Source organism: Candidatus Ichthyocystis hellenicum (assembly GCF_001460935.1).
In the GTDB taxonomy this organism is placed as follows: Bacteria; Pseudomonadota; Gammaproteobacteria; order Burkholderiales; family 2013Ark19i; genus Ichthyocystis; species Ichthyocystis hellenicum.
Genome location: NZ_LN906597.1, coordinates 1965120 through 1990246, shown reverse-complemented (window position 1 = coordinate 1990246; position 25127 = coordinate 1965120). Strand labels below are relative to the sequence as shown.

Genomic DNA, 25127 nt, shown 5'->3' with positions numbered 1-25127 from the left:
TTATTTTATTTTTTATCAAACATAGCATTGATTATTATGACAAAAACTATCTACATCGCTATCTATAGTGCTATGATCTTGTTGAGGATTGGATGGATAACGTGGTTTTGTTGATAAGTAGGTCATTAAGTACTTAGCATGGTTTTTTATTAGGTTCTATGTTTCATAATATGTTTTTATTGCGGTAAAAGTTGACTTTTAGCTGATCAATTACCTGGTGGTTGCTGACGATTATAATTCCTTTCCTGTCTACGTATCTCATGACTCCTAAAACCACTTGAGATTATGAAAATGCAAAGTAAAATCAGTGAAAGTGCTATACCAAAAAAAATGAATAAGCCGTCACATTTTTTTCTTTCTGTTGTTCTTTCTTCACAAATCAACAACTCAACAAATGTTAATATAATTATGCATGTTGTTGCTAATAGAGAAACACAACCGGCAGCCTTAAGTGTAATAAGATTAATCTTCATTCTTTTGATTTTCATTTCTCCATAATGCCGCAATGCACGTGGGCTTATATTTTCGGTGAGTTCTCCGTTGATTGCAACTGTTTGCGATAGTGGTAATGTCCGTAGTTCCACATCTTCAGATGTTGTTTCTTCTTCATTTGCACTGATTTCTCCTGGGATACTAATAGCTATGTCTTCGTCTATCGGAACATTAGAAGAAGTTCCTGCTCCTTCTCCTATTTCAAAACTATCGGCTTGTTCTGATTCTAGGGAAGCAACACTAATATCATTGTGGTTATCTATCACAACTGTAATCTCCCTTACTGTGATACGCATGACTGATCGTGTGCGAATGGACAAAAAGGATACCATCTCCCCCACAGAGTAGCGAAAATTTAATATAAATGCATAGTTAATTTTACACTCATAATTATGAAATTATTTTGTTCATTTAGTAGGTAAAATATTGATTTTTATGTAAATCATTATTTGCGTCCTATCTGTATAATGTAATGATTTAATGGTAATTTGAGTTTTAGCATTTGCTCTTTGTTACTAAATCTTAAATCTTATTGATTGCTGTTTTGTAGCACCTCGTTTCATCGATGTTCAAATTCACGTGTTACAGACAACAACAGCAAAAGTATAGTGATCTGCTGTTCTCTGATTTTTATCCAGGTAATTAATCTAATGATAATGTTGTTTGCACGTTATTTTTTGCATAGCTTAGTCTAGCCATTATTTGATGGAGATCATTACGGAGCTTTATTTTTTACTAGAGATGTTTAATGTTTTTGAGATAAAATTATGCAATTGTAAGGAAGTTGATTCATCTGGGTTGCATGACGCTTTGTTGGGATTTATCATTTTTATGAGATGATAATTACATAATGCCCATACCATAAAATGTTTCAACATGAAAGAACAAATAATATCAGTATGTATCTGCATTTTTTGTTGAGTTTTGCTTTTGTGGCCATCGTTATTTGAGGTGTTGATGAAAAGAACACTTTTGTTTCGGTCGTGATTTTTTTCTTCTTTTGCTACTATGGATTATTGCGCAGTATCTCGTTTCGTCGTTGTTCAAATTGAATTTTTACATCGTCTTGTGCAAAGTATAAGTAAACATGTACCCCCCAGGAAATTACAAGAGTAAGGGAAATAATAGAAGGAAGTATAGGTAATGATAGGTCTTTGATTTCTTGGAAGAGTAAGCAAGGTATTGTTGCCACAGATAAAATGAACAGAGTGCAGAAAAGAACTAAGCCGTGGCATCTAAGTAGTTTGCGTAGTTTCTTATTTTTGTTTTTTTTATTGTAATCTAACTCTATTTCTGCAGGGGTTCTTTCAGGGGGTCTTCGTGTGTCATTTCTATTTACCCTGATCGGAGCTAATGATAGATTAGACGAAGACAGACTTCCATCTTCAATTGAAGTTTCTTCGTCTCCGTTTGGGCGCGTTAGATCTAATTCTGTGCAATTCATATCTACAGATACAGTGCCTAGTTTACCCTGTGGTAGTAGTGGAAGCGATACTACTACGGATTCATGGGTGTTTTCTTCGTCGACATTTGTAGTTATTTGTTCCAACTCGTTAGATACACAGCAATTTCCTTCAAGTGGAGAATGGAGGGGGTCGAGGGAGCTTTTTTCTGAGAAGGGTGAAGTGACATTTTCTATTTCGTCTTCCTCTTTGTCGTCGTCTGAGTCTAATTCTGCTATTTTGTTAGTGCTAAAACTATAATGTTTTATCATAACCTATGCTCCTGGCGTTCTTCCAATTTTAGTGATCTGGCGATTCTTTGATAAACACGTACTTGGACAATCTTGAGAGTACCCTATCTTACATGTAAGGAATAAATTAAACTCCCCATAGGGGGGATTTGCGCGTATCTGATTTTACTATAATATTTGTCTTAACAAAAAACTGTGCAATAGTTTCAGTTAGGTCTCATTTCTCTTCGTTTGAACAAATTAGGTCCAACTTTGTGTAATTGATATATCGGCTACACTACTTAATTCACCTTGTAATGGCAATGGTGCTACAAGTACATCTAACTTGTTTTTCTTCTTTGGCATGTGAAATGATGTACTCTAATTTAGTGGCGATACAGATACAATAATTTTCCTACAATGATAATTGCGCAATTATTTTGTGTTTTTAGTAAATAAAATATTGATTGCTATGGAAATGATTTATTGGTAATTTGAGTTGGTAATTTGAGTTTTAGAATTTGCTATTTGTGACTGAAGATTAAATATTATTGATTGCTGTTTTGTAGTGTCTCGTTTCATTGTTGTTCAAATTCACGTGTTACAGACTAATAACGAACGACAAAAGTATAGTGATTTGCTGTTCTCTGATTTTTATACAGGTGTTTTTTTCTATATATGATTAATGCTCTTGAGATAGTGTTATGAAAAATTATGCAATTGTAAGGAAGTTGATTTATCTGGGTTGAAGGACGATTTGTTGGGATTGACCCTTTTTAAGGGATAATAATTACACAACGCGAGTACCATGAAATGCTTCAACATGAAAGGATAAATAACATACAGACTGTATCTGCAGTTTTTGTTGAGGTTTGCTTTTGCGGCCATCGTTATTTGAGGTGTTGATGAAAAGAACACTTTTGTTTCGGTCGTGATTTTTTTCTTCTTTCGCTGCTATGAGTTATTGCGCAGTATCCTGTTTCGTCGTTGTTCAAATTGACGTATTGTACTGTTGCGTTCATGGCATAAGTAAATATGTAATCCCAATAAAACTAAAAGACCAAATCCAATAGCAGCAAGAACTATAGTGAATGATAATTCTCCTCTTTCTTGGGAGAGCAAGTATGCCATTGTTGCCATAGATAAAACTAACAGCGTACAGAAAAGGACGATGCGGTGACGTCCGAGTTGGTAGAGCATTTCCTTATCTCTGTCTCTTGTATAGGAATCTAACTCTATATCTGCATAGGTTCTTCGTGTGTTATTGCTATTTACCCTGATTGAAGTTAATGATAGATCAGACGAAGGCAGTCTTTCATCTTCAATTGAAGTTTCTTCGTCTTCATCTGAGCACGTTAGACCTAATTCTGTGCAATTCATATCTATGGATACAGTACCTAGTCTACCCTGTGGTAGTAATGGAAGCGATACTACTACGGGTCCATGTGTATTTTCTTCTTTGACATTTGTGATTATTTGTTCCAACTCGTTAGATACGCAGTAATTCCCTTCAAATGAAGAATGTGGTGGGTGAGGGAGCCCTCTTTCTAAGAGTGGTAATGGGATCGATATACAGTCAGTTTCTATCTCTTCTTCCTCTTTGTCGTCGTCTGAGTCTAATTCTGCTATTTTGCTAGTGCTAAAAACATAATCTGTTATCATAGCCTATGCCCCTCTTTTCCAATTTCGGTGATTGGTCAATTTTTTGATAAACACGTAATTATTATATATGTAGAGAAAAAATAAATTCCTACACTTCTACAAAAGCCGTTTGATTATCTGGATGGAAATACCTTTGCCATGTTTATTTCCTGTAAGTTGATGTTTTCAATAGTATATAATTACTATTTTTGGTAGTAAACTCTGCCATTTGATTTTCCATGATATTTTATACTGATCTGGGGCAATGACTAAAAACCCAAAGCCGCCGCTATTTTTTCACAATATTTTTCTTACCGTAATTTGGCGTAATCAGTTAATAAAACCATAATCGACAAAAATACAGTTGGATAGGTATGTTTAGGTACGATTCCCTCCCATTCTTATGATTTCAATACCTGCTAGCGACTTACTGGGGATCGGATGCTTATTTATTATTTTAGTATTACTTATAGTGATGCAGGTGAAGTAGTAGCTTGGTTTCAGTAATTTATCTTACTTGTGTTGCATTGATTTTTACTCCCAATAACGGTAAAACTGACAACTATGCTCTTATTTCATTGGACGACGGTCTTAGTAGTCTTTGATCTGCTAATTGCTTCCAATGTTGACGAACGCACCGTGCGTGTGGTGACACATATATAAGTGATTTTAATGGTTATTTTTCACAAAATGGAGGGAAAATTGTATATTATTGATAGTTGTTAATTTTATTTTTTAGCAAACATATTATTGGTTATTTTGATAATAAAATCATTTACGCTGGTTGCTATTTGTGTCATTGCAAGCTGTTGTGTATTTCCTTAATTTATGCCTGAAGGGCTCCGGATTTTAATATTATTTTTTATGAGATTAGTGTGTTAAATAATATATTTTTATTTCAGTAAAAATTGGTTGCCTTGGTTGCCAGTTGATTGATTTGCTAACGATGGAGTTTGGCTTTGATAATCGTGAGAGTACTTCATCTTATAGTGAGGAATAAATCAAATTCCCCATAGGGGGGATTTGCGCGTATCTGATTCCACTATAATATTTGTCTTAACAAAAAACTGTGCAATAGTTTCAGTTAGGTCCCATTTCTCTTCGTTTGAACAAATTAGGTCCAACTTTGTGTAATTGATATATCGGCTACACTACCTAATTCACCTTGTAATGGCAATGATGCTACAAGCACATCTAACTTGTTTTTCTTCTTTGGTATGTGAAGTAATGTACTCTAAATTAGTAGCGATACAGATACAATAATTTTCCTACAATGTGCTGAGATCGGGATAGCATACGCGGTGTATAGTCAGTTTCTATCTTTTCTTCATTTTTGCTACCATCTGATATGTAATCTGGTGCGCGTGGTGCAGAAAAAAATCAGATCATGTGATTTCATGATCGTTGTCTCATTTTAACACAGGATGAATACCTGATTACGACTAAAGGTTTGTACAATATCGGGTTTTGTTTTTATTAGATTCTCGTATAGTTTTCTATTGCGCGAGTAAAATAATTGAGTCATTCACTCCTCCTACTATACCAAATTATAAGTAAATGATGATGCAATTTTTATGCTGCATTTTTGGATGGGCCTGAAGGTATGTTTTCAGTCATATATGGTTGTTGGACTATGAATAGCTGTTATGTTATTTTTCTGAATTTGGAAAAGGTGGAGGATTAATATCCTAAACTTGATATGGCGGCAGGAAAACTACAATGGCATAGGGGCCGTGTCTGCAAATTTTATGGGATAACGTAATTGTGCTAACGCATGAAGGAAAGTCACATTAGTTCTAAAGAGCTTTCTTCTAATCGATGCCTCCTTGCGGTACGATAATAAACCACGAAATTATAAAGTTGGTCGATCAGGTGGTTGCTACTATGAGATAGTAACTATTTTGATGTGTTTACATCGATTTTGTGTGGAAATAAGTTTAATTTTTCATCTGCTGTAGGGTTTATTGTCGCTAACATTTCTTATGTATCGGAATTTTTGTAACGGTGCAAAATAACCAGTGACGCAAAGAAAGCTAACAACACCGAGAAAATAGAGAGCAATATGGCTCTGGTACAGCCTACATTGTGTTGCTCTTCTTCGTTACAAATTGGATATAATACAACCATAGACAGGAACACAAACGCTACAACGAATAAACTGAGGATTCCGTGTACAGAGTGGAGGGAATTGTTAATCCTACGTATCTGCCGTCTACGTTCTGGGCTTGTGGCAGTAACATGTGCCTCTTCTTGTTCTATAGGAGGGGGCTCCGTCGCCTCGTGTTGGTAATCTTCGGCAATTCTGTGTTGAGCCTCCGTGCCTACCTGGATTATGTGTTCCTCTGTATTGGTGTAGGGTGGAGATGCTACTGATACTACTTCATCCGTTTCAACTGAATATTCCCTCGATTCATTGCATGCTACGCTGTCAATATCTATATCTACCACATATGTAGTCCCAATCGAAGGTCTTGTATCATTATCAACATCTTCTTCTAGAGTGATTTGGTCGATAATTGTGTGGCTATTTCCTGCTACCATAAATTTGTTCTCCTAGTACAAAACGGCAGTACCTAAACGTTGGAATGGTAATTAATTGTTACCAGTAATAGTATTGGTCCGGTAAGGTACGATACTATTTAATAACCTGATAGGTATTTTTTCCGGTTACTGTCTATACTTTATCAAGATTGAAAATTGATTTTGGGGAATGGAGCCATGCAGCCTAATTTTTAGGCACAGTAGGTCTAAATGATTTTGTCTTTATTGATTATTGTCCGGATCATTATTGTTTCTTCTGGCTGTTGCTACTTCTTTTTTTTCTAAGCAGCACAGGGAGATGTGCGTGATCAACAGTAATACCAGCATCGATAAAGTAAATCCTAGTACTATTTTTCCACACTCTGTAGGTTTTGATTTTCTTCCGGAGCAAAGGGGATATACAAAAGTAACCATTATGAATATATATACCATAGAACATAAATGGACCAGTCCTCTCAGCCTGAGGTATGAAAGGGTAATTTTGTTTATATGCCTTCTGCTATATTCAAGCTCTGCGGCCGTTCGATTTATTTCTATTCTTTCTGATCTGGGGACAGGTGGTGTTTGTGATGATGGAGAATATTGCGCTATAGATAGGTCCCTTAGCATTATGCAATCAACATTACTTGGTGTGCTTTCTATCGATCCTTCAGATCCGTTTGAGGAAAGTGACCACGAGTATTCCGATGGTAGGTCTATATCTTCAGTTGCTATCTCGTTATCTTCTTCACATATTTCACTTAGACTGCCGCAATCAACAGCGATGCAGTTATTACCTGCTATCATGAATTTATTCTCCCATCGTATGACATATTCATTATTATTTCTAATTGACGCCGAATATCAATGCTAACTTATGACTATATCAATCAATGCTAAATCAACCTGAGCAATTTGCGATTAGCGTCGTGTTGATCTAGAATTTTACATGAAAATGTGTCGCTTGATACTAATATTTGATGTGTTCTATTTAATCGTGAAACGAATTTTTTTCTTTCATATTTATCAACGATATCTAGGATACTAATATGTTGGGGGGTTTATAAAAATTGGCTTATCCAATTTTTATCTGCAGCAACTTTTGTGTATGGGTAAAATATTTTTATTACAAATGGTGTAATTTTAGTCAAAGCAACTAATTATGACTTTAGCCGTTATCATCCATACTTCTTGATCAGGTGATTCTTGCAGTAAGATTATTTTCAGTATGGATTCTAGGAAAGTAGAAATTTTTATTTTACTGTCTGTCTCTATTTTGTGGATTTGGTGTTTATGCCTGTGCTGTTTTTATTTATAAAAGGATTATTAAGTGACAGTTATGTCAGTAAATAAATAGCATCTACATTTTTATTGTTTCCTGACTTTATGAAAATGCGTTTGCTAACATATTAATGAAGTTATGTGTGCGTATGATCGCCTTAGTAGGATGTAATTTACTTGCGTGTGTTCTGATTAGGTTTTAGCTTCTTTCTCAATATAATTTCTTTTAGACAGATAAAAAATAAGTGCACTGCAAGTGATAACAACAGTAATGCCAGGATAATGGATGAGGCTATTTTTTTCTCACATCTCATTATATTTTTAGCGAACGAGCAAATATAGTAGGTACAAACTATTGCTATAGGAAAAAATGATATGGAAAAGTAAAAGCAATTTACATGACATCTACGTATATAACGGGAAACTTGATTTCTAATCGCTTGTTCATTAAAATCGTCGGCCGCGATTATGTTTAAATTAACGTTATCGTCAGCCCTATTGATTAGATGAGCTTGTGAGCGATCAGGGTTTACAGCTACATCCCCTCTTTTTGTTTCTGTTTCTGAGATTTCGTCACTAGAGGCACAAATATTAACCGCAGGTCTATCCTCATCAGTTGTTATACCCCGCAGCGATGATGTTTCCTCGTCTTCTGTGGAGGATTCTTGTTCTTCCTCGATTCCGTTTGTTGTTTCTAGCTCAACAATTACACAGCCATTTTCTTTTACCACAAGCTCCTCTATCCTCTATTTAGGTGAGTATTACGGAATACAATAACACTTCCAACTGTGTCGATAATCTGGTGCCCATGGTATTTTGAAATTAGTTGAGATGCAGTAATTATTTACACGTAAGAGCAAAGAATAATTTTGTATATCAACTCAATAAATTTTCATTGTTGCGGTTTTCGATGTTTGGGGAGGTAACGAGTACGGTACTATTAACGCTAAATCGAGGCCATGCTGTCAGATTATTATAATATAAGTAGAATTTTTACACGAAAATTTGTGTTTTGATGCCAATATTTGATGTATGCGATTTAATCGTGAAATCAATTTTTCCTTCCATATTACCAATGTAGAATGGTTTTTATATTTGCAGATGGAGATGGATGGTATTAATTAACTGAAATAGTGTATTCATGTAACTGTTTCCGCAATATGCAGTTATTACAATGCGCCTGCTACTACTTACTGGGGTGTGGTTTGATTATGTTTTAGGTGATTTTTCAAGATGATTTATTTTAGATGGATGGGTGAGAATTATATGCACGGCAAACGATGATATCCAGTAATGCTGAAATAAGGGATAAGGATATTTATCCTTCACATGTCATTAAAAATGTTTTTTCTTTAGGTAGAGAATATATATAGTAAATACCAACTGACATTATAGTAGAGCATGTCATCTAACAGTATACCATTGACGTGTGACTATGTGACCTCGATATCTAGCCTCTTGTTCATGCAATGGATTTATAGCGATTGTATTCTCACTGTTGCCGTCAACTCTTTCGATCGGAGGTGATTTAGGGATATCTGGTTAAAACAGCTACATCATTTTTTGCTATTATGCGCAAAAACTATTGTCGTTTCTATATTGCCTAACTTTGGCCATAATTATAATTAGGGCTCAACAATTTCGTTGCAAGTATATTTGTACAGTTGATGATACAACTACAGCGAAGGTGGTTGTACAAAAGATTTTAGTTCAGGGTAATCGTGCGGAGGTTAGTTTACCGGCAAGGTTCCTACAAGAAGAATCAATTACACTGCGGTACATGATCACAAAATTTAGTAGCAACACAATTTATTGTGGGAATAAATTTTAACATTATCATTAAATTAATGGTTATGTATTTTCCTTAGGGTGCCTTCTCAAGAGAAGTATTTTTGAACAGTGCAACATTATGTGAGCAATAACGGAGAGTAATGTTGCTGACGCAGCGAAGATCAAAACTGATTTTTCGCACTCATAATTCCCAAGGTGGTCTTTTGGGCAAACCATTTGTGCAACAATCATCTCTATGAACAAATATGATACGTAAGAGAAAAAGTTTACCTTATGGTAGAAACGGATGCAACTGGAGATACTATCTCTACGCATTCTATTATATTCTAGATTAATGGCAATTTGATTTCTATTGGCATGTCCTATTGTTCTTGCCAAGGGTAGTGGGTGCTGGTGATTTTCTTCAGCACCTACTGATTCTTCCTCTATCGGCGCGATTGATGTTTCTTGATCAACAGCGTTGTGATCAACAGCGTTGCAATTGTTAGGTGCAATTTCATATTCATTGGGTACTGCACCTAACTGTAATGAAATCGGTTCTTCGTCCTCGGTTACAATTTTCTCTTCTTCTATGATATCGATAGATGAGTCCATATTAATAACTGCACAGCTATTAATTATCATGACAAGGTCTTTCCTTACGATTTGTAAAATATTAGTACCCTAACTGACCAAGTGGTGATGTCATCATGGATCAGATAGGATAGTGATCATAATATTTTGAAATCATTATTGATTCAGTAATTTTTTGCACTAGTTGATATTGAATAGTATTACAGGATTATTGTCAGCATCTACAATGCCGGGGGAAAGATGATTTGGTCATGCTGGAGAAAGGTTTTTCTTATTTCATAAATTAAATAAATTATTCGCTAATAAGTTAGGTGGATTACGAAATGAGATTTGGATAGATACGCTTCGTATGGTTTATCTTCCAATGAAGTACGTCAAACATTTTGGGTATGATGATTAATGTTCAGTCACTTTTTTATCCGGAGGATACTAACTAATCAAGACGGTAGGTCATTTCTGTTGGCTTGTGTCGTGCATGTAATTTGGTGGCACGTTAATCATAAAACTACTCAAGCGTCATTTTTATTGTGGCAAATAAATTAACTATACATATATTATCAGTGTAATTATAAACCAAGACATAGTTATTCGTCTGTAGATAATAGATGGATTTGTGTACCCACAGTATGATTTCATTTTCAGTTACTATTTTATCTTGTTATAACTTTATATGTTTCTAACATTGATTTCTGCGAACGGATATTTTGTAGATTAAGAAAGGGATTAGCTTTAAGAGTATATAATTGTTACTAAATGCAATTTATTAATTTGAGTAACTTTGAATTAGGGTGAACTTAATCTATTGGTTTAAGTTTGAAATTATATTTTTCTTCTGCCTGGTTAAGGCAAGGGTGGGTGATGTTTTTGTCACATTAAGATATTCGTAAATAACATTTAGTATAATCATAGCAAGTTTTGTGGTAACGAGGTGATTGGTAATTGCTTCTATTTTTGATCTAGATATTTGTGTAAGTGATGCCTATGCTGTTAACAGTTTAAGTCATACAATTTTGATCAATAAGTACAAATTATTTTGGTAAATTAAATGATACTGGTCATTTAAGCTTTGGGAAAGATTTTGATGCGTATTAGTGTGTGCCCCCGTGGTACTACAGAGGCGCTTAAACCTTTATCATGTTCATGTTTTTCTATAGTGTGATTATACTAACATTCACTAATGTAATCATGGCTTTGCATGTTTTGGAATATCTCCGATGGGGGTTACTATTTTTTATAACTTGCACAATGTTTTACACGGTTTTTTCTCAATAGGATTGATTTTAGACAGAGCAGGATGATATGTGCGATAAATGGTAAGGGTATGGATGACAAAATGATTATGAAAGAACCTCTTTCACAGTCCGTTTTTGAAACTTTTTTCGAGATTGAGCAAAAAAGGAAGATAGAAATTATTCCTAAAAATAAGCATATTATTGAACAGTGAAAAAACATTTTACGGTACTGAATAATGCGACGGGAGATAGTATTTCTGGGCTCTATGTTGTGCTCTGGATCGATATCTACCGTCATGTTTCTATTGGCTATTATAACTTCTGCTTTGTCGGTTGGTTCGGGTTCTTCTTCCGTGATTTCTTCTGTCGGGATTTGTATTCTTTGACCAACAGTTGTGTATATGCTAACCATAGTTTCGGACTTATCTGTGGAGGCTATTCTTGACAGTGGTGATTCCCTCGATTCCTCATCAGATTCAGTCGGAAAATCTTCATCTCCTCCTATGATCCACCTTAATTTTCCCATGCCAACAGCTGTAAAATTATTACGTTGCATTACTTTTTCCCCATTTTCTGTTTCAACTTCTATAGCTATGCCTCTGTTTAATCAACCAGTGATATTACTACGGTACCCATCAGCGAGTGTCATCGTATTCTGAAATCGAAAGAGATGCAGTAATTTTTTATGCGCGCAAATATTAAATAGTTTTATGGGACCACTGTTAAATCCATCATGTTGAGAAAGAAAGGTATTATGACTAGGAAAAATAAAGGTCTATCCTATATTTAAGAAATGAAATAAATTATAGGAGCATAGGTTAGTATAATTAATATAAGATCAAATTCAGGATGTGTAAGTATGATCAGGATCAGTGTGCTTGGGAATGATAGCATCTACCCTCCGTCATGTTCTTGTATATATTATGGATTAATGCAAACTGAAGATAAATTATGCCATATTCTTAAAAAACCTTATACTGCAAACATGAATTCCCTTATAAGTATAATTGAAAATAAAGTGAGCATTAGGTATAAAGGTTATGGATGCAAGTGTGATGCCTTAAGACAATCATCATCATTAAGCGACATCCGACCTATTCCTAGTTATGAAAAATGGAAATCAAGAATTAATATCGAGTTTAAGACAATTATCGAGAATTCACTTGCCTCATTTGCAGATAAGCTAGAAAAAATAGATTGCGGGTCCTTTGAGGAAAAAAAGTTTTTTTTATCTGGAATTTCCGGAGAAATAGCAGTCAATCATCCGTTTAAAATGATTAATAATTCAATGATAAGTTTCATGGACGATGTAATTGCAAAAATAATTCGCCATAACGTAGCAAAGGAAATAGAAGATATCACTAATGACACAAATAGAGATTATGGAAAACTTAAGGAAATAATAATTAAAAAATCGGAAGAAGCTATACGCAAGGAAGATAATAGGATGAACTTGATAAGCCTTATCTCCAATAAAATTATTGAATTCCATAAAAAAAAGTATACTGAAGAAGAACTTATGCTGCAATTTAATATAAATAAATTCCCCTTTAATATATTTACTGATCTCTATCGCGATCATTTATCAGAAAATTATGGATTAATCATATCCAATTCCATTGGAATACTTGATAATCTAGGACAAGATATGGAATGCTGCCTGTCATTCATATTTAATACATTTTTTGGAAAAATGTTAATGTTCGACAAAGCTAATGAACTATGTGATGTTATGCGACGCACTACATATGACGTTATTACAAGTGATTTAATGTCCTTTCTAAGAACTTCAGTTTCTTCAAGAAATACTTCTTACAGCATGTCCAGTGCCGCTAGAGGATACCATGTACATTTTTACAGCAATACTACTAATGAGGGATACCGTGAAGATTTTGAAGAATTTATTATACGGTCGAAGAAAAAACTAGAAATAAAAATCATAGAATGCCTGAAAGGAAATACTATCGTGATTGAAGAAAATAAGGTTGCACTTTGCAGCAAAAAATTTATGAAAGAAATAGTACATTCCTCTACGAAACACTTAGAGGAGGAAATCAGATCATCATTCTATTAACTAATTTAAAATAAAATTTACCAAAACTAAAAATGATATTGATACAGATAACGAAATAACTATGAATCGGTTTTGTTAATGAATATCTCATCATTCACATTAACACTAGAAACAAATAAAAACGAACAATGACTGTCAATAAATATCCTATCACACAACAACAACTCACCAGTCAGACCAGTAATAAAACTCATGATTATGCGCACACTATGTGTTACGGTTAATTAATAAAATGTTTCATTAATATGTATAACACGAGTTATTCTTATTCTGTATGGTAGCAATTAGAGTTGTTGCAATACAGAATACAATTTACACATAACTAACTAATGTATCTAACACATTACTAATATTGTGATTTAAATACTGATCTGCAAAATAAAATTTCTGTAAAATCTAATAATTATTTACAAAGTATCCATCAGTAAAAGATAAGTATGTAGCCGCACATTTCATGAATGACTACGTTGAAAACAAAATACATCATCAAAAAATATAGATATGATTACTTCCCCATCACCACACCTGATGATAAAATTATAATCTGTATAGGCTGAAAACAATGTGCCTATTTTAATTACTGTGATAGTATAATTTACAACCATATTCACTTACAGTTTTAACATATAATATGAATTTGGGATATATATATGATCAGGATTAGTAATGATGCCAGATACCCGTCATCATGCTCTTGTGTATATTATGGATTAATACAGACTGAAGAAAAGTTGCACCCGGTTTTTGAGAAACCGCATACTGAGAACATGAGTTCCTTACTAAGTATCATTAAAACAAAAATGAATGTTAGGTACAAGGTTTACGGTTGTGAATGTGATGCACTAAGACGCTCATTATCGTTGAGTGATATCAGGCCAATCCCTAATTATAAAAAATGGAAATCAAAAATTAATAGCAAGTTTAAGATAATTATTGAAAAGTCACTTACATCGTTTGCATCCAAGCTAGACAAAATAAACTGTGGATCTTTCGAAGAAAAGAAGTATTTTTTATCTGAAATTTCTGGGGAAGTAGCCACTAATTATCCATTTAAAGCAATTAATGATTTAATGATAAGTTTTGTGGATGAAAAAATTGCAAAAGTAGTGCGTAATCATACAAAAAAGGAAATAGAAGAAATGTCTAGTAATCACCATAGACATTACAATAAACTCGAAGAAGTAATACTTAAAAAAGCAAAAGAAACTATTCTTAAAGAAGATAATAGGATGGAATTGATAGATCTTATAGTCATTAAAATTAATGAATTACATAAAAAAGAGCTGTTGCACCTTTATAGAGGGAGACTTCCCTTCAATATATTTTCTGGTCTATATCGCTGTCATTTAGAAGAAAGTTACGACTTGATCGTATCAAAATCTATTGAGATACTTGATAATATAGCACAAGACGATGAATGCTGCATGTCATTTCTATTTGATACGTTTTTTGGAAAAATGATAATATACAACAAAGCTGATCAGCTTTATAGCCTTATACGGGACAACATCTGTAATACTACAATAAATGATTTGAGATGCTTTATGGCACACTCAATTTCTTCCAGAGGGTTGTGTTTTGGTACAGGTAACGTGAGAGGTTACCTCATATACAGCAGTGATAGTAAATACCGTGATGATTTTGAGAAATTTGTTATGCGGTCAAAAAAAAGTCTGGAAAAGAAAATTATAGAGTGTCTAAAGAACAATACTATCGTGATAGAAGAAAACAAAGTTACTATTTGCAACAAAAAATTTACGGGAGAAATAGTACGTTCATCTGTTAATCTTCTAGAGGAAGAGATTAGATCGGCTGTCCTGTAGTATTATACATTCCATATAGACAAAAGTTAAATCCACCTGGAACATAAGATCAACCTCCGCTGGTACTCTACCTATTTGATCCTAACATTTTAAGTCATTAACGGATATAAATTTAATAAAGTGTAGAATATCACTGATAATGAATCATCGTTAAATTATTATCCAACCTGATACAAATCAATTCAATTCATATATCAACTTTAATTGCTGCTATAAATTATACGGCAAGGTAATGTTGCTTATTTTTTGTGTGAATTTTTACATACAAGGTGTATTAATTCATGATTAATTCATCTACCACATCAGCTCTCTACAAATATTGTGATTTGGAGACTGAAAAAGAAAAAGCAGTTTGCGATCTCCCTAAACCTAACAATGTAGATATGGATGCTCTCTTAGACATAATTAGTGTTAATTCTTACGTTAGGTATGCAAATTATAGATATATTGTGAAACAAAAATCATCACTGGATGATATCAACCCTATTAATAACAAAAAGTGGAAAGAAAGAATAAATGATGAGTTTAAATCAATAATTGAGAGCTCTCTTACTTTATTTGCAAGTAAATTAAACAAATTAAATTGTGGTTCTTGGGGGGAAAAAAAAGAATTTTTAGCTGCCATTTCCGGAGAAGTATCCTCTAATTATCCATTTAAAATTATTAATGATTTAATAATAGATATTATAGATAAAAAAATTGCAAACGTAGTGCTCAGTCATGCAGAAAAAACAATAGAAGATATAATCAATAATAGCTGTAGAAGTTACGATGAACTTTATAAAATTATACCCCAAAAAGCAGGAGAAACTTTGATTAAAGAAGACAGCAGATTGGGATTAATAAATAATATTGCTCATAAAATATCTGAATTTCATAAAAAACAATATAGATACATTGAGAAAAAACTTAAAAGATACTTTAACATAGCAAAAATGCCATTTATTACATACATCGAACTCTATCTTAATCATTTAGCAGAAAACTATGACTCTATGCTGATGAAGTCCATTGAACTATTGTATAGCATAGGATCAGATAATGAATGTTGCATGTCATTTGCATTTGATACATTTCTTGGAAAGATGATGGTGCACAATAAGGCCCAAAAAATACACGATATTGTCCTAAGTAGTACCTCGTATTATACTTCATTCGAGTTGAAAAAATTACTCAGAGATTCAGTTTCATCAGGAAAAATTAAGTCTTTTGACATAAGTATAGTAAGAGGTTATCGTTTACATGGGATCACACAGGAATACTGTAAAGCTTTTAGAAGATTTATTGAGAGATCACAAAAGAATCTGGAAGTAAGAATTATAGAATGCCTGACAAGAAAAGACACTATCATAATTGACAATGGCACAATTATTGCATGTGACAAAAAATTTATGGAAGAAATAGTATCCTACTCTATTAAACACTTGGAAGAAAAAATTATATCATCTATTAGACAAAATATTTAGTTACAAATATTACGAATATAAATTTAACAACTTAAGTTAATGCTATAAAAAATATAACTCACAACAACAGCACAATTGTGAAACTCTCGATATCACCCCTAGATAAAGGTAAAATTTATAAGCCTAAACAATATATCAAGTTATTTTGTAATCAAACTTAGCATATTTTCTGATATAAAAACCCATAAATAAATTACTTAACAATCTCAACAGTAAGACGTTATCATCAGGAAAAAATCAACATTTTTACTATACTGATAGAGCTTGAAGAAAATGAAGTTGCAGTTTGCAGAAAAAAATTTATGAAAGAAATAGTACATTCCTCTATGAAAAACTTAGAGGAGAAAATCAGATCATCATTCTATTAACTAATTTAAAATAAAATTTACCAAAACTAGAAATAACATTGATACAGATAACGAAATATCTATGAACTGGTTTTGCGGTTTTGCTAATGAATATCTCATCATACACATTAACATTAGAAACAAATAACAATGAACAATAACTGTTAATAAATATCATATCACACAACAATAACTCAGCAGTCAGACCAGTAATAAAACACAGGATTATGAGCACACTATGCGCTACGGTTAATTAATAAAACGTTTCATTAATCTGTGCAGCATCTATCTGTATAGCACGAGTCATTCTTATCCTGTATGGTAACAATTAGAGTTGTTACCATACGGGATGCAGTTTAACCATGACTAATTAATGCATCTAATGTATCACTAATATTGTGATTTAAAAACCGATATGTACAAAAAAAAGTTCTGTAAAACCTAGTAATTATTTACAAAGTACCCATCCGTAAAAGCCAAGTATGTAGACACACATTTCATGAATGACTACGTTGAAAGCAAAATACGTCATTCAAAAAATACAGACATGATTACTTCTCCATCACAATACCAGATGATAAGATCATAATCTGTATTATAGGTGGAAAACAATGTACCTATTTTAATTAATATGATAGCATAATTACAGGTCTCTCCATTTTATGGTATTAACATATAATATGAAGTTAGGGTATATATATGATCAGGATTAGTAGGATTGGTAGTGATGCTACATACCCGTCATCATGCTCTTGCCCTTCTGTATATTATGAATTAATACAGACTGAAGAAAAGTTGCACCCAGTTTTTGAGAAGCCGCATACTGAGAGCATGAGTTCCTTACTAAGTATAATTAAAACGAAAATGAATGTTAGATGCAAAGTTTACGGTTGTGAATGTGATGCACTAGGACGATCATTATTGTTAAGTAATATAAGGCCAGCCCTTGACTATGAAAAATGGAAATCAAAAATTAATAGCAAATTTAAGATAATTATTGAAAAGTCACTTACATCGTTTGCAGCCAAGCTAGACAAAATAAATTGCGGATCTTTTGAAGAAAAGAAGTCTTTTTTATCTGAAATTTCTGGGGAAGTAGCCACCAATTATCCATTTAAAGCAATTAGTGATTTAATGAAAAGTTTCGTAGATGAAAAAATTGTAAAAGTAGTACGCAATCATGCGGAAAAGGAAATAGAAGAAACTAGCGATATACATAAACATTACAATAAGATCGAAGAAATAACACTTAAAAAAGCAAAAGAAACTATACTTAAAGAAGATAATAGGATGGAATTGATAGATCTTATATTTATTAAAATTATTGAATTACATAAAAAAAATCCGTTACGCATTGGTAGAAAGAGATTTCCCTTCAATATATTTTCTGATCTATATCGCTGTCATTTAGAAGAAAGTTACGATTTGATCGTATCAAAATCTATTGAGATACTTGACAACATAGCACAAGACGATGAATGCTGCATCTCATTTCTATTTGACATGTTTTTTGGAAAAATTATAATATACAACAGGGTTGAGAAGCTCCGTAGCCTTATACAGAACAACATCTGTGGGATATACAGTATATATATCGGTGATGGTGGATACCATGATAATTTTGAGAAATTTGTTATACAGTCAAAAAAAAGTCTGGAAAATAAAATTATAGAGTGTCTGAAGAGCAATACTATCGTGATAGAAGAAAACAAAGTTACTATTTGCAACAAAAAATTTACGGAAGAAATAGTACGTTCATCTGTTAATCTTCTAGAGAAAGATATTAGATCGGCTGTGATCCAAGTAATCCGTGATCATAAATATCCGTGGTCGTAAATCATAGAATGCCTGATAAATAAAGACAATATCATAATTGACAATGGCACGATTACCGTATGTAACAAAAAATTTGCGGAAGAAATAGTGTCCTACTCTATTAAACACTTAGAAGAAAAAATTAGATCATCTTTATCTATTAGACAAAATATTTAGTTACAAATATTACGAATATAAATTTAACAACTTAAGTTAATACTATAAAAAACATAACTCACAACGACAGCGAAATTGCGAGACTATTGAGATAGTTACCCCTAGATAAAGGTAACATTTATAAGCTTAAACAATATATCAAGTTATTTTGTAGCCAAACTTAGCATATTTTTCTGATATAAAAAACCGCAAATAAATTACTTTACTGACAGAGTAATAGCGTGCCATAAAAGCATTTTGGGGCTAACAACATTTACAATATAAAAAATATATTAAAATCAATCTATGTACAATCTATGTAATTTAATGAATATTAATGGATAATAAGTTATTCATATAACAATTAAAGCTATATATTTTTATAAATATACGCACTAAAATCCATATAATCTAAGTACGATGGCAATTAGTAATTACCTAGGATAAAAAATATTTCGGCTTTATCGACAAACAATACAAATTACCAGTTTGAATGAACTAATAATATCTGTAAAAAATATCATCCATAGCACAATACATTTGCTATATCGACTTTAATCCATATGATATTATTAACACAATAAATCTCATATTATCATTTTATATATATTTTTCGCATAAGGTGTAATTGACACATGGTTAATCAATCTCACTCATCACTTTTTTGTAGATGTTATGATTTACAAATTAAAGACGGAGAAATAGTTTCTGAAACACTCACGACTGAAAGTATCAATTTAAGTTTCTTCTCTAGTATAATTAGAAAAAACGCACCTATTAGGTATAAAGATTACTGGTATTACAACTGCGATGCATTGGGTCAAACAGAGTACATGAGTGAAATTAGGCGCACCCATAATTATAAAAAATGGAAATCAAAAGTTAATAATTCTTTTAAATCAATTATTGAGAATTCACTTTCCGCATTTGCAACTAAACTAAACGTAATAAATTGTGGATCTTGGGAAGAAAAAAAGTGTTTTTTGTCTGCAATTTCTGGAGAAATTGCATCTAACTATCCATTTAAAATGGCCAATGATTTAGTAATAAATTTTGTAGAAAAAAAAATTTCAAAAGTAGTAGGCTTTTATCTAGAAACAGAAATAAAAAACATAGCAAATAGTAAAGATAGAAATTACAATGAACTTAAGAGCATAATAGCTAAAAAAGCGAATGAAGCTTTAATTAAAGAAGATAACAAATTGGAATTAACATATAATATTTCCGGCATGCTTTCTGACTTCCATGAAAAGCAATTTATTAAAGAAGAATTTAGATCTAAATTTTCTATGCATGAGGTAGAAACAACTACCTTTAGTATCTTTATTGATCTCTATAGTAATCATTTGGCAGAAAACTACGACTCTATATTATCAAAATCCGTTGAGATATTTGAAACCCTAGATCAAGACGAAGAAAGTTGTATGTCATTTGCATTTGATAAATTCTTTGGAGAAATGATTTCACATCATCACGCCAAGCAACTACATAATTTTATACATGTAAGTGAATTTTACTTAAAAATATTACTGGACAATTTATTACTTTCAGGGAAAATTAAATTTTTTAGTACTAACGGAGAAAAAAACTTATTCCATAACAATATTGACACCGCAAAACGCTCTGTTAACGTTATGAGCTTTATTGAAGAATCTAAAAAAGAATTAAAAGAAAAAATTACGAAATATCTTATAGAAAGTGATACGATTGTATTTGATGGGGGAACAATTACTATCTGTGATGCAAGTTTTACAGAAAGAGTATTATATTATTCTACCAAATACTTGGAGGAAAAACTTACGTCACATGTTAGTAAAAGTTAGGAAATAAATTACTTACCATGTAATATATTTTTATGTCTTCAGACAATTTAAATTTTCGTAAAGACAATATCTATACATTGCGGATTCTTACTCCATAGATATAGCAAGAGATAAACTAATACATGGCACGCACAACATGAATACCATAATGATTTTGAAAAATTTATGTATGTCCACAAAAATACTTAATTGTAATTTATAATATATTCCAATACCCAAAAGAAGAAAAAATTATGCTGAACTAAAAGTCAATCAATAAAAACACTTTGATTTTATTCACAAGTACCACACACCACACTATTTAAAAGTCAAGACAACAATATCTTTAAAAAACTTCACTCGACATAATGCACTTACTATGTATACTTTAATTACTGTGATACCTTCGCCGAAGGTGTTTTTGTCAACCCTTAATTTTTCTACATTTTTTTCTTAAGGCGTATTTAATACATGGTTAACCAATATAGTCCATCATATTTTTGCACATGTTATGATTTACAAACTAAAGAAAATTATGAAACACGTACTTTTGAAAATGTCAGTGTGAATGCACTATTAGATATAATAAAAATTAATGAGCATATTAGGTACAAACATTATTGGTATTACAATTGTGATGCATTAGGACAAAAAGAATACACGAGTGAAATCAGGCGTATTTGTTATTATAAGAAATGGAGATCAGAAATTAACAATGCTATTAAATTAATTATTGAGAGCTCACTTTCCTCATTTGCAATTAAACTAAGTGGAATAAATTGTGGATCTTTGGAAGACAAAAAGTGTTTTTTAGATGCAATATCTGGAAAAATTGCATCCGATTACCCATTCAAAATTATCAATGACTTAATGATAAATTTTGTAGACAAAAAAGTTTCAGAAGTAACTCTTTGTTATGCAAAAAAAGAAGCAACAGATATAGCTAATAGTAAGGATAGAAGTTACAATGAGCTTAAACATATAATCTACAAAAAAGTAGAAGAAATTACAAATGAAGAAGATATAAAGTTGGAATTAATAGCAAGCATATCAGATGTCATTTCTTCTTTCGACAAGAAACAATGTGTTAAAGAAGAATTAAGTATTCATTTTGGTGTATACAACATGAACACAACTCCATTTGTTATATTTAATGATCTATATAATAGCCATTTAGCAAAAAATTACGATTTTGTCATATCGAAATCCATTGAGATATTTGAGAATATAGGAAGAGACGAAGAAAGTTGTATGTCATTTGTGTTTGATAAATTATTTGGAGAAATTGTTATACATCACAATGCAGTACAACTAAGAAATTTTATACACATGAGTGAATTTTATTTAATAGAATTACTAAAAGATTTATTATCTTCAAGAAAAATTAAATTTTTTAATGCAAGTAAATCAGCCCACAGCCATATTAGCATCTTAGAATACTCTAGTGATTTTATGTACCTTATTAATGAATCTAGAAAGAAATTAGAAGAACAGATTAATTACTATATGACAAAATGTGATACTGTAGTAATAGAAAGAGGAACAGTCACTGCTTGTGGTAAAGATAGTATGGAAAAAATATTATATTATTCTTCAAGACACTTAGAGGAAAAAATTACAGCATATATCAGAAATAAAGCAGCTAATGGAAATTATTGATTTATGTCATTCAAATATAAATATAACAAGGTTTCGTACAGCGTAAATACAATATACTACCACTTCCAAAGGAAATTGGAAAAATTGTTCGATTTATAAAAAATGAAAAATTACCTACTATTAATACTCCACTAGCATCATTTACAAAAAATGAATTAAATAGTAAATACAATTTGTGTGTGCGATAGTAAAAAAATATATTATATATGTGATTTATTTCAAATATTAAGTTATGGATTATAAATATTAACATCCACAACTTAACATATGTAATTCATACAAATTCAAGAAAAAATTATTTTTCGCAACTAGCTAATATTTTAGATGACATAGTTAAATTGCTATTCATAGACATATAATGATATTATTGCAATCGCTGCAGAAATTGTGAGAAGCATAGTAATTATTTAATTACTAGTTACTTAATATAGTAAAATTTAATATCTATTATTAGACAATAATAACATTTATAGATGCATTAAAAAGTGAAATTAAGAAAACAAAAAAACACCATAAAACATAAACATAAACATAAACATAAACATAAACATAAACATTTTAATCAACTTTCTTACTTCTAGAAATCATACTTTATAAAAAATAAAGCACGAAATTTAAAGTTATTAACTTAGGAAGTATAAATAAAAATTTTATATTGATATACATCTACTATATAATGTAGTACTACCACCATCCCAGATTTAAACTTTAATTACTGTAACGCCATGCTCAGGATTGCACATACATTTTTTGTAAAGTATAATTAAATCACCATCATCTCTATATGGTGATCGTGATTTAGAAGAGAAAAATAAGTTCGCTTTCGATATTAATTATTAAAAATACTAATTGGAACAAAATAATTTGTTGAGCACAAAAACTGCAGAACTTGTGCTTATGCTTTACCTTCTTTTTTTCAAGCAAGGTATATTAGTGCAAAGGAAGATAAAATTGTGATTAATCAACCCACTTTATCATCTTCTTATGAATATTATGACTTAGAAAATAAAGAAGAGGAAAAAAAAGTTTGTGAATCAAACTCTACCTTTGATGTAAGAATAAATACCTTATTAGAAATAATCAAAACAAAAGAACCTATTAGGGAAAAAAGTTATGGTTATAGCTACGATAGATTAAATAGACCACCATCTCCGGCTGAACTCAGAAGGATCCTTATCTATAAAAAGTGGGAGTCGGAAATCAATAATAAATCAAAATCGATTATTAACCCTTTACTCAATTCATTTGCAAAAAAACTAAATGAAATAAATTGTGGATCGTGGGAAGAAAAAAAAGAATTTTTATCTATACTTTCTGGAGAAGCCTCAACTTATTATCCATTTGAAGTACTTAATAATTTAATGATAAAATTTGTAAATGAAAAAATTTCAAAAAAGGCGATCCGTCTTGCAAAACACGAAATAATATACTTACTTAATAAATGTGAGAGTAGCACTGATATTAAGGGAACCATAATCAAAAAAATAAAAGAAACCATACTTGAAGATGATAACAAATTTGATTTAGTAAACAGTATATTCATAAAAATAGGTGATCTACATAAAAAGCAGTGCATTAAAAAAAATCTTGCGGCACATTTTTATGAGAAAAAAATTTCATTTGCTACATTTAGTGATCTCTATGTTGAGCATATAACAGAAAATTATGAATACATATTGTCAAAATTTGTTGATATTTTTGACAACTTAGGACAAGACGAAGAATGTTGCATATCATTTGCATTTGATACATTTCTTGGGGAAATGGTATTAAGTAGTATAAGTGAAGAATTAGATGATATTATTTTCACTGTAGAGAATAATTCAAAAATGGGATTACGAGAATTGAGGCGTAATAATACCACACCAAGACATGTCAGAGATTTTATAAAACAATCGAAAGAACAACTAGAAGAAAAAATCATGGAATATATGACAAAAAACCCCAGCGCCAGCGTAATTGAAGATAACATAATTATTGTTTGCAGAGGGAGTTCTATGAAAAAAATATTATACTATTCTAAGAAATACTTAGAGAAAATATTAGAGGAAGAATTAAGTAGCAAATATTACTAATACATTGGAAAGCAATGAAAATAGATCTCAGATTTATTAAATATCAATGATTTAATCAAGCAAATGATGAAAAAATTATATAGGCTAAAAAATAACTACTACCTCTGAGTAATACCTTATAAGAAAAATACATGACAAAGCCTAAAATTGCCAATCCCTATAAAAGATTTATATTAATAAATCTCTATAATTATGCTAGTGGGTGGTAAAATTATTCATACCATTCTTTATCTCAATTGTTTTCTGGGAGTCGTTTTTCAATTTCTTGCTTAATACAATAACTTTGTCTAGAAAGTATGCTCATAATTAAGTATGCCCATAATTTATATCACTAAATAATATTATTAAGTGCTAGAAAAGTTCCCATTGTGACCACCCATTGTGAAAATTAATTATTTATTTCGATAAGAATAAAATCAAACATAATAAACTTAGTGCGCTTATTTTTAATTCACTAATGATAAAGGTGCATCCTTTATGTGCTACTTTTTGGGAAATTTAAATTTCGTTTTAGATTAGATTAAATAAATTTATCTAGATTGTAATATTAGTGATAATTTATTACTTGTGTTTGGCTGTTTTTTGTTGAATGTTGTGGTGACTTCTGTGGATTTTTATTTTAGAACGTGGCTTTGAAATAAGTTTTATTATTGATTTACAACAAATTTTTATGGTGCGAGTTTTTTGATCAGAGTGGATTTTTAGAAT

17 protein-coding genes are annotated in these 25127 nt (G+C 31.5%); 8 read left to right on the top strand and 9 right to left on the bottom strand.

The annotated features are described in order from the left end of the window. Positions 1-206: 206 nt before the first annotated feature. A complete protein-coding gene (locus Arg41_RS07290) occupies positions 207-824 on the bottom strand; it encodes a hypothetical protein (protein WP_092490684.1) in 618 nt (205 codons plus the stop codon). A 373-nt stretch (positions 825-1197) separates the two neighbouring features. Here Arg41_RS07290 and Arg41_RS08470 point away from each other — a divergent pair, with 373 nt between their 5' ends. After that, the gene (locus tag Arg41_RS08470) at positions 1198-1332 is read left to right on the top strand and encodes a hypothetical protein (RefSeq protein WP_278183677.1); all 135 of its coding nucleotides are present in this window, start codon (positions 1198-1200) and stop codon (positions 1330-1332) included. A 166-nt stretch (positions 1333-1498) separates the two neighbouring features. Here Arg41_RS08470 and Arg41_RS07285 read toward each other — a convergent pair whose 3' ends face one another. The 7 genes from Arg41_RS07285 to Arg41_RS07255 form a co-directional block, all read right to left on the bottom strand. After that, on the bottom strand, positions 1499-2206 hold the full coding sequence (locus Arg41_RS07285) for a hypothetical protein (RefSeq protein WP_092342302.1): 708 nt from the start codon (positions 2204-2206) through the stop codon (positions 1499-1501). 912 nt (positions 2207-3118) lie between these two features. Then, positions 3119-3826, bottom strand: coding sequence for a hypothetical protein (locus Arg41_RS07280; RefSeq protein ID WP_092490683.1), 708 nt, complete (start codon positions 3824-3826; stop codon positions 3119-3121). A gap of 1959 nt (positions 3827-5785) precedes the next feature. After that, positions 5786-6346, bottom strand: a complete 561-nt coding sequence (locus Arg41_RS07275; protein WP_092342306.1) for a hypothetical protein — start codon at positions 6344-6346, stop codon at positions 5786-5788. 222 nt (positions 6347-6568) lie between these two features. Then, positions 6569-7132: a hypothetical protein gene (locus tag Arg41_RS07270; protein ID WP_092342308.1), complete on the bottom strand. Its 564-nt coding sequence runs from the start codon at positions 7130-7132 to the stop codon at positions 6569-6571. A gap of 647 nt (positions 7133-7779) precedes the next feature. Beyond that, on the bottom strand, positions 7780-8337 hold the full coding sequence (locus Arg41_RS07265) for a hypothetical protein (protein ID WP_092490682.1): 558 nt from the start codon (positions 8335-8337) through the stop codon (positions 7780-7782). 1120 nt (positions 8338-9457) lie between these two features. Then, positions 9458-10021 carry a hypothetical protein gene (locus Arg41_RS07260; protein ID WP_092342312.1) on the bottom strand — a complete coding sequence of 188 codons (564 nt, stop codon included), beginning with the start codon at positions 10019-10021 and terminating at the stop codon, positions 9458-9460. 1173 nt (positions 10022-11194) lie between these two features. Continuing rightward, positions 11195-11758 (bottom strand): hypothetical protein, encoded by a 564-nt coding sequence (locus tag Arg41_RS07255; RefSeq protein ID WP_092342314.1) that lies wholly within the window; start codon positions 11756-11758, stop codon positions 11195-11197. Positions 11759-12061: 303 nt separating this feature from the next. Between Arg41_RS07255 and Arg41_RS07250 the strand changes: the two genes are divergently transcribed. Continuing rightward, positions 12062-13276 (top strand): hypothetical protein, encoded by a 1215-nt coding sequence (locus Arg41_RS07250; protein WP_092343788.1) that lies wholly within the window; start codon positions 12062-12064, stop codon positions 13274-13276. A 59-nt stretch (positions 13277-13335) separates the two neighbouring features. On the opposite strand, the gene Arg41_RS08465 is transcribed toward Arg41_RS07250, so the two are convergent. Beyond that, complete coding sequence (locus tag Arg41_RS08465; RefSeq protein WP_278183676.1) at positions 13336-13470, bottom strand: hypothetical protein; 135 nt, start codon at positions 13468-13470, stop codon at positions 13336-13338. Between the two features lie 456 nt (positions 13471-13926). Between Arg41_RS08465 and Arg41_RS07245 the strand changes: the two genes are divergently transcribed. From Arg41_RS07245 to Arg41_RS07220, 6 genes are all read left to right on the top strand, one after another. Further along, a complete protein-coding gene (locus Arg41_RS07245) occupies positions 13927-15099 on the top strand; it encodes a protein kinase family protein (protein WP_092343787.1) in 1173 nt (390 codons plus the stop codon). Positions 15100-15380: 281 nt separating this feature from the next. Beyond that, positions 15381-16565, top strand: coding sequence for a hypothetical protein (locus Arg41_RS07240; protein ID WP_092490681.1), 1185 nt, complete (start codon positions 15381-15383; stop codon positions 16563-16565). Positions 16566-17611: 1046 nt separating this feature from the next. Then, complete coding sequence (locus tag Arg41_RS07235; RefSeq protein WP_092490680.1) at positions 17612-18748, top strand: hypothetical protein; 1137 nt, start codon at positions 17612-17614, stop codon at positions 18746-18748. Between the two features lie 770 nt (positions 18749-19518). After that, the gene (locus tag Arg41_RS07230; protein ID WP_092490679.1) at positions 19519-20706 is read left to right on the top strand and encodes a hypothetical protein; all 1188 of its coding nucleotides are present in this window, start codon (positions 19519-19521) and stop codon (positions 20704-20706) included. Between the two features lie 450 nt (positions 20707-21156). Then, a complete protein-coding gene (locus Arg41_RS07225) occupies positions 21157-22344 on the top strand; it encodes a hypothetical protein (protein ID WP_092490678.1) in 1188 nt (395 codons plus the stop codon). Between the two features lie 953 nt (positions 22345-23297). Continuing rightward, positions 23298-24419: a hypothetical protein gene (locus Arg41_RS07220; protein ID WP_092490677.1), complete on the top strand. Its 1122-nt coding sequence runs from the start codon at positions 23298-23300 to the stop codon at positions 24417-24419. The last annotated feature ends 708 nt before the right edge of the window (positions 24420-25127 follow it).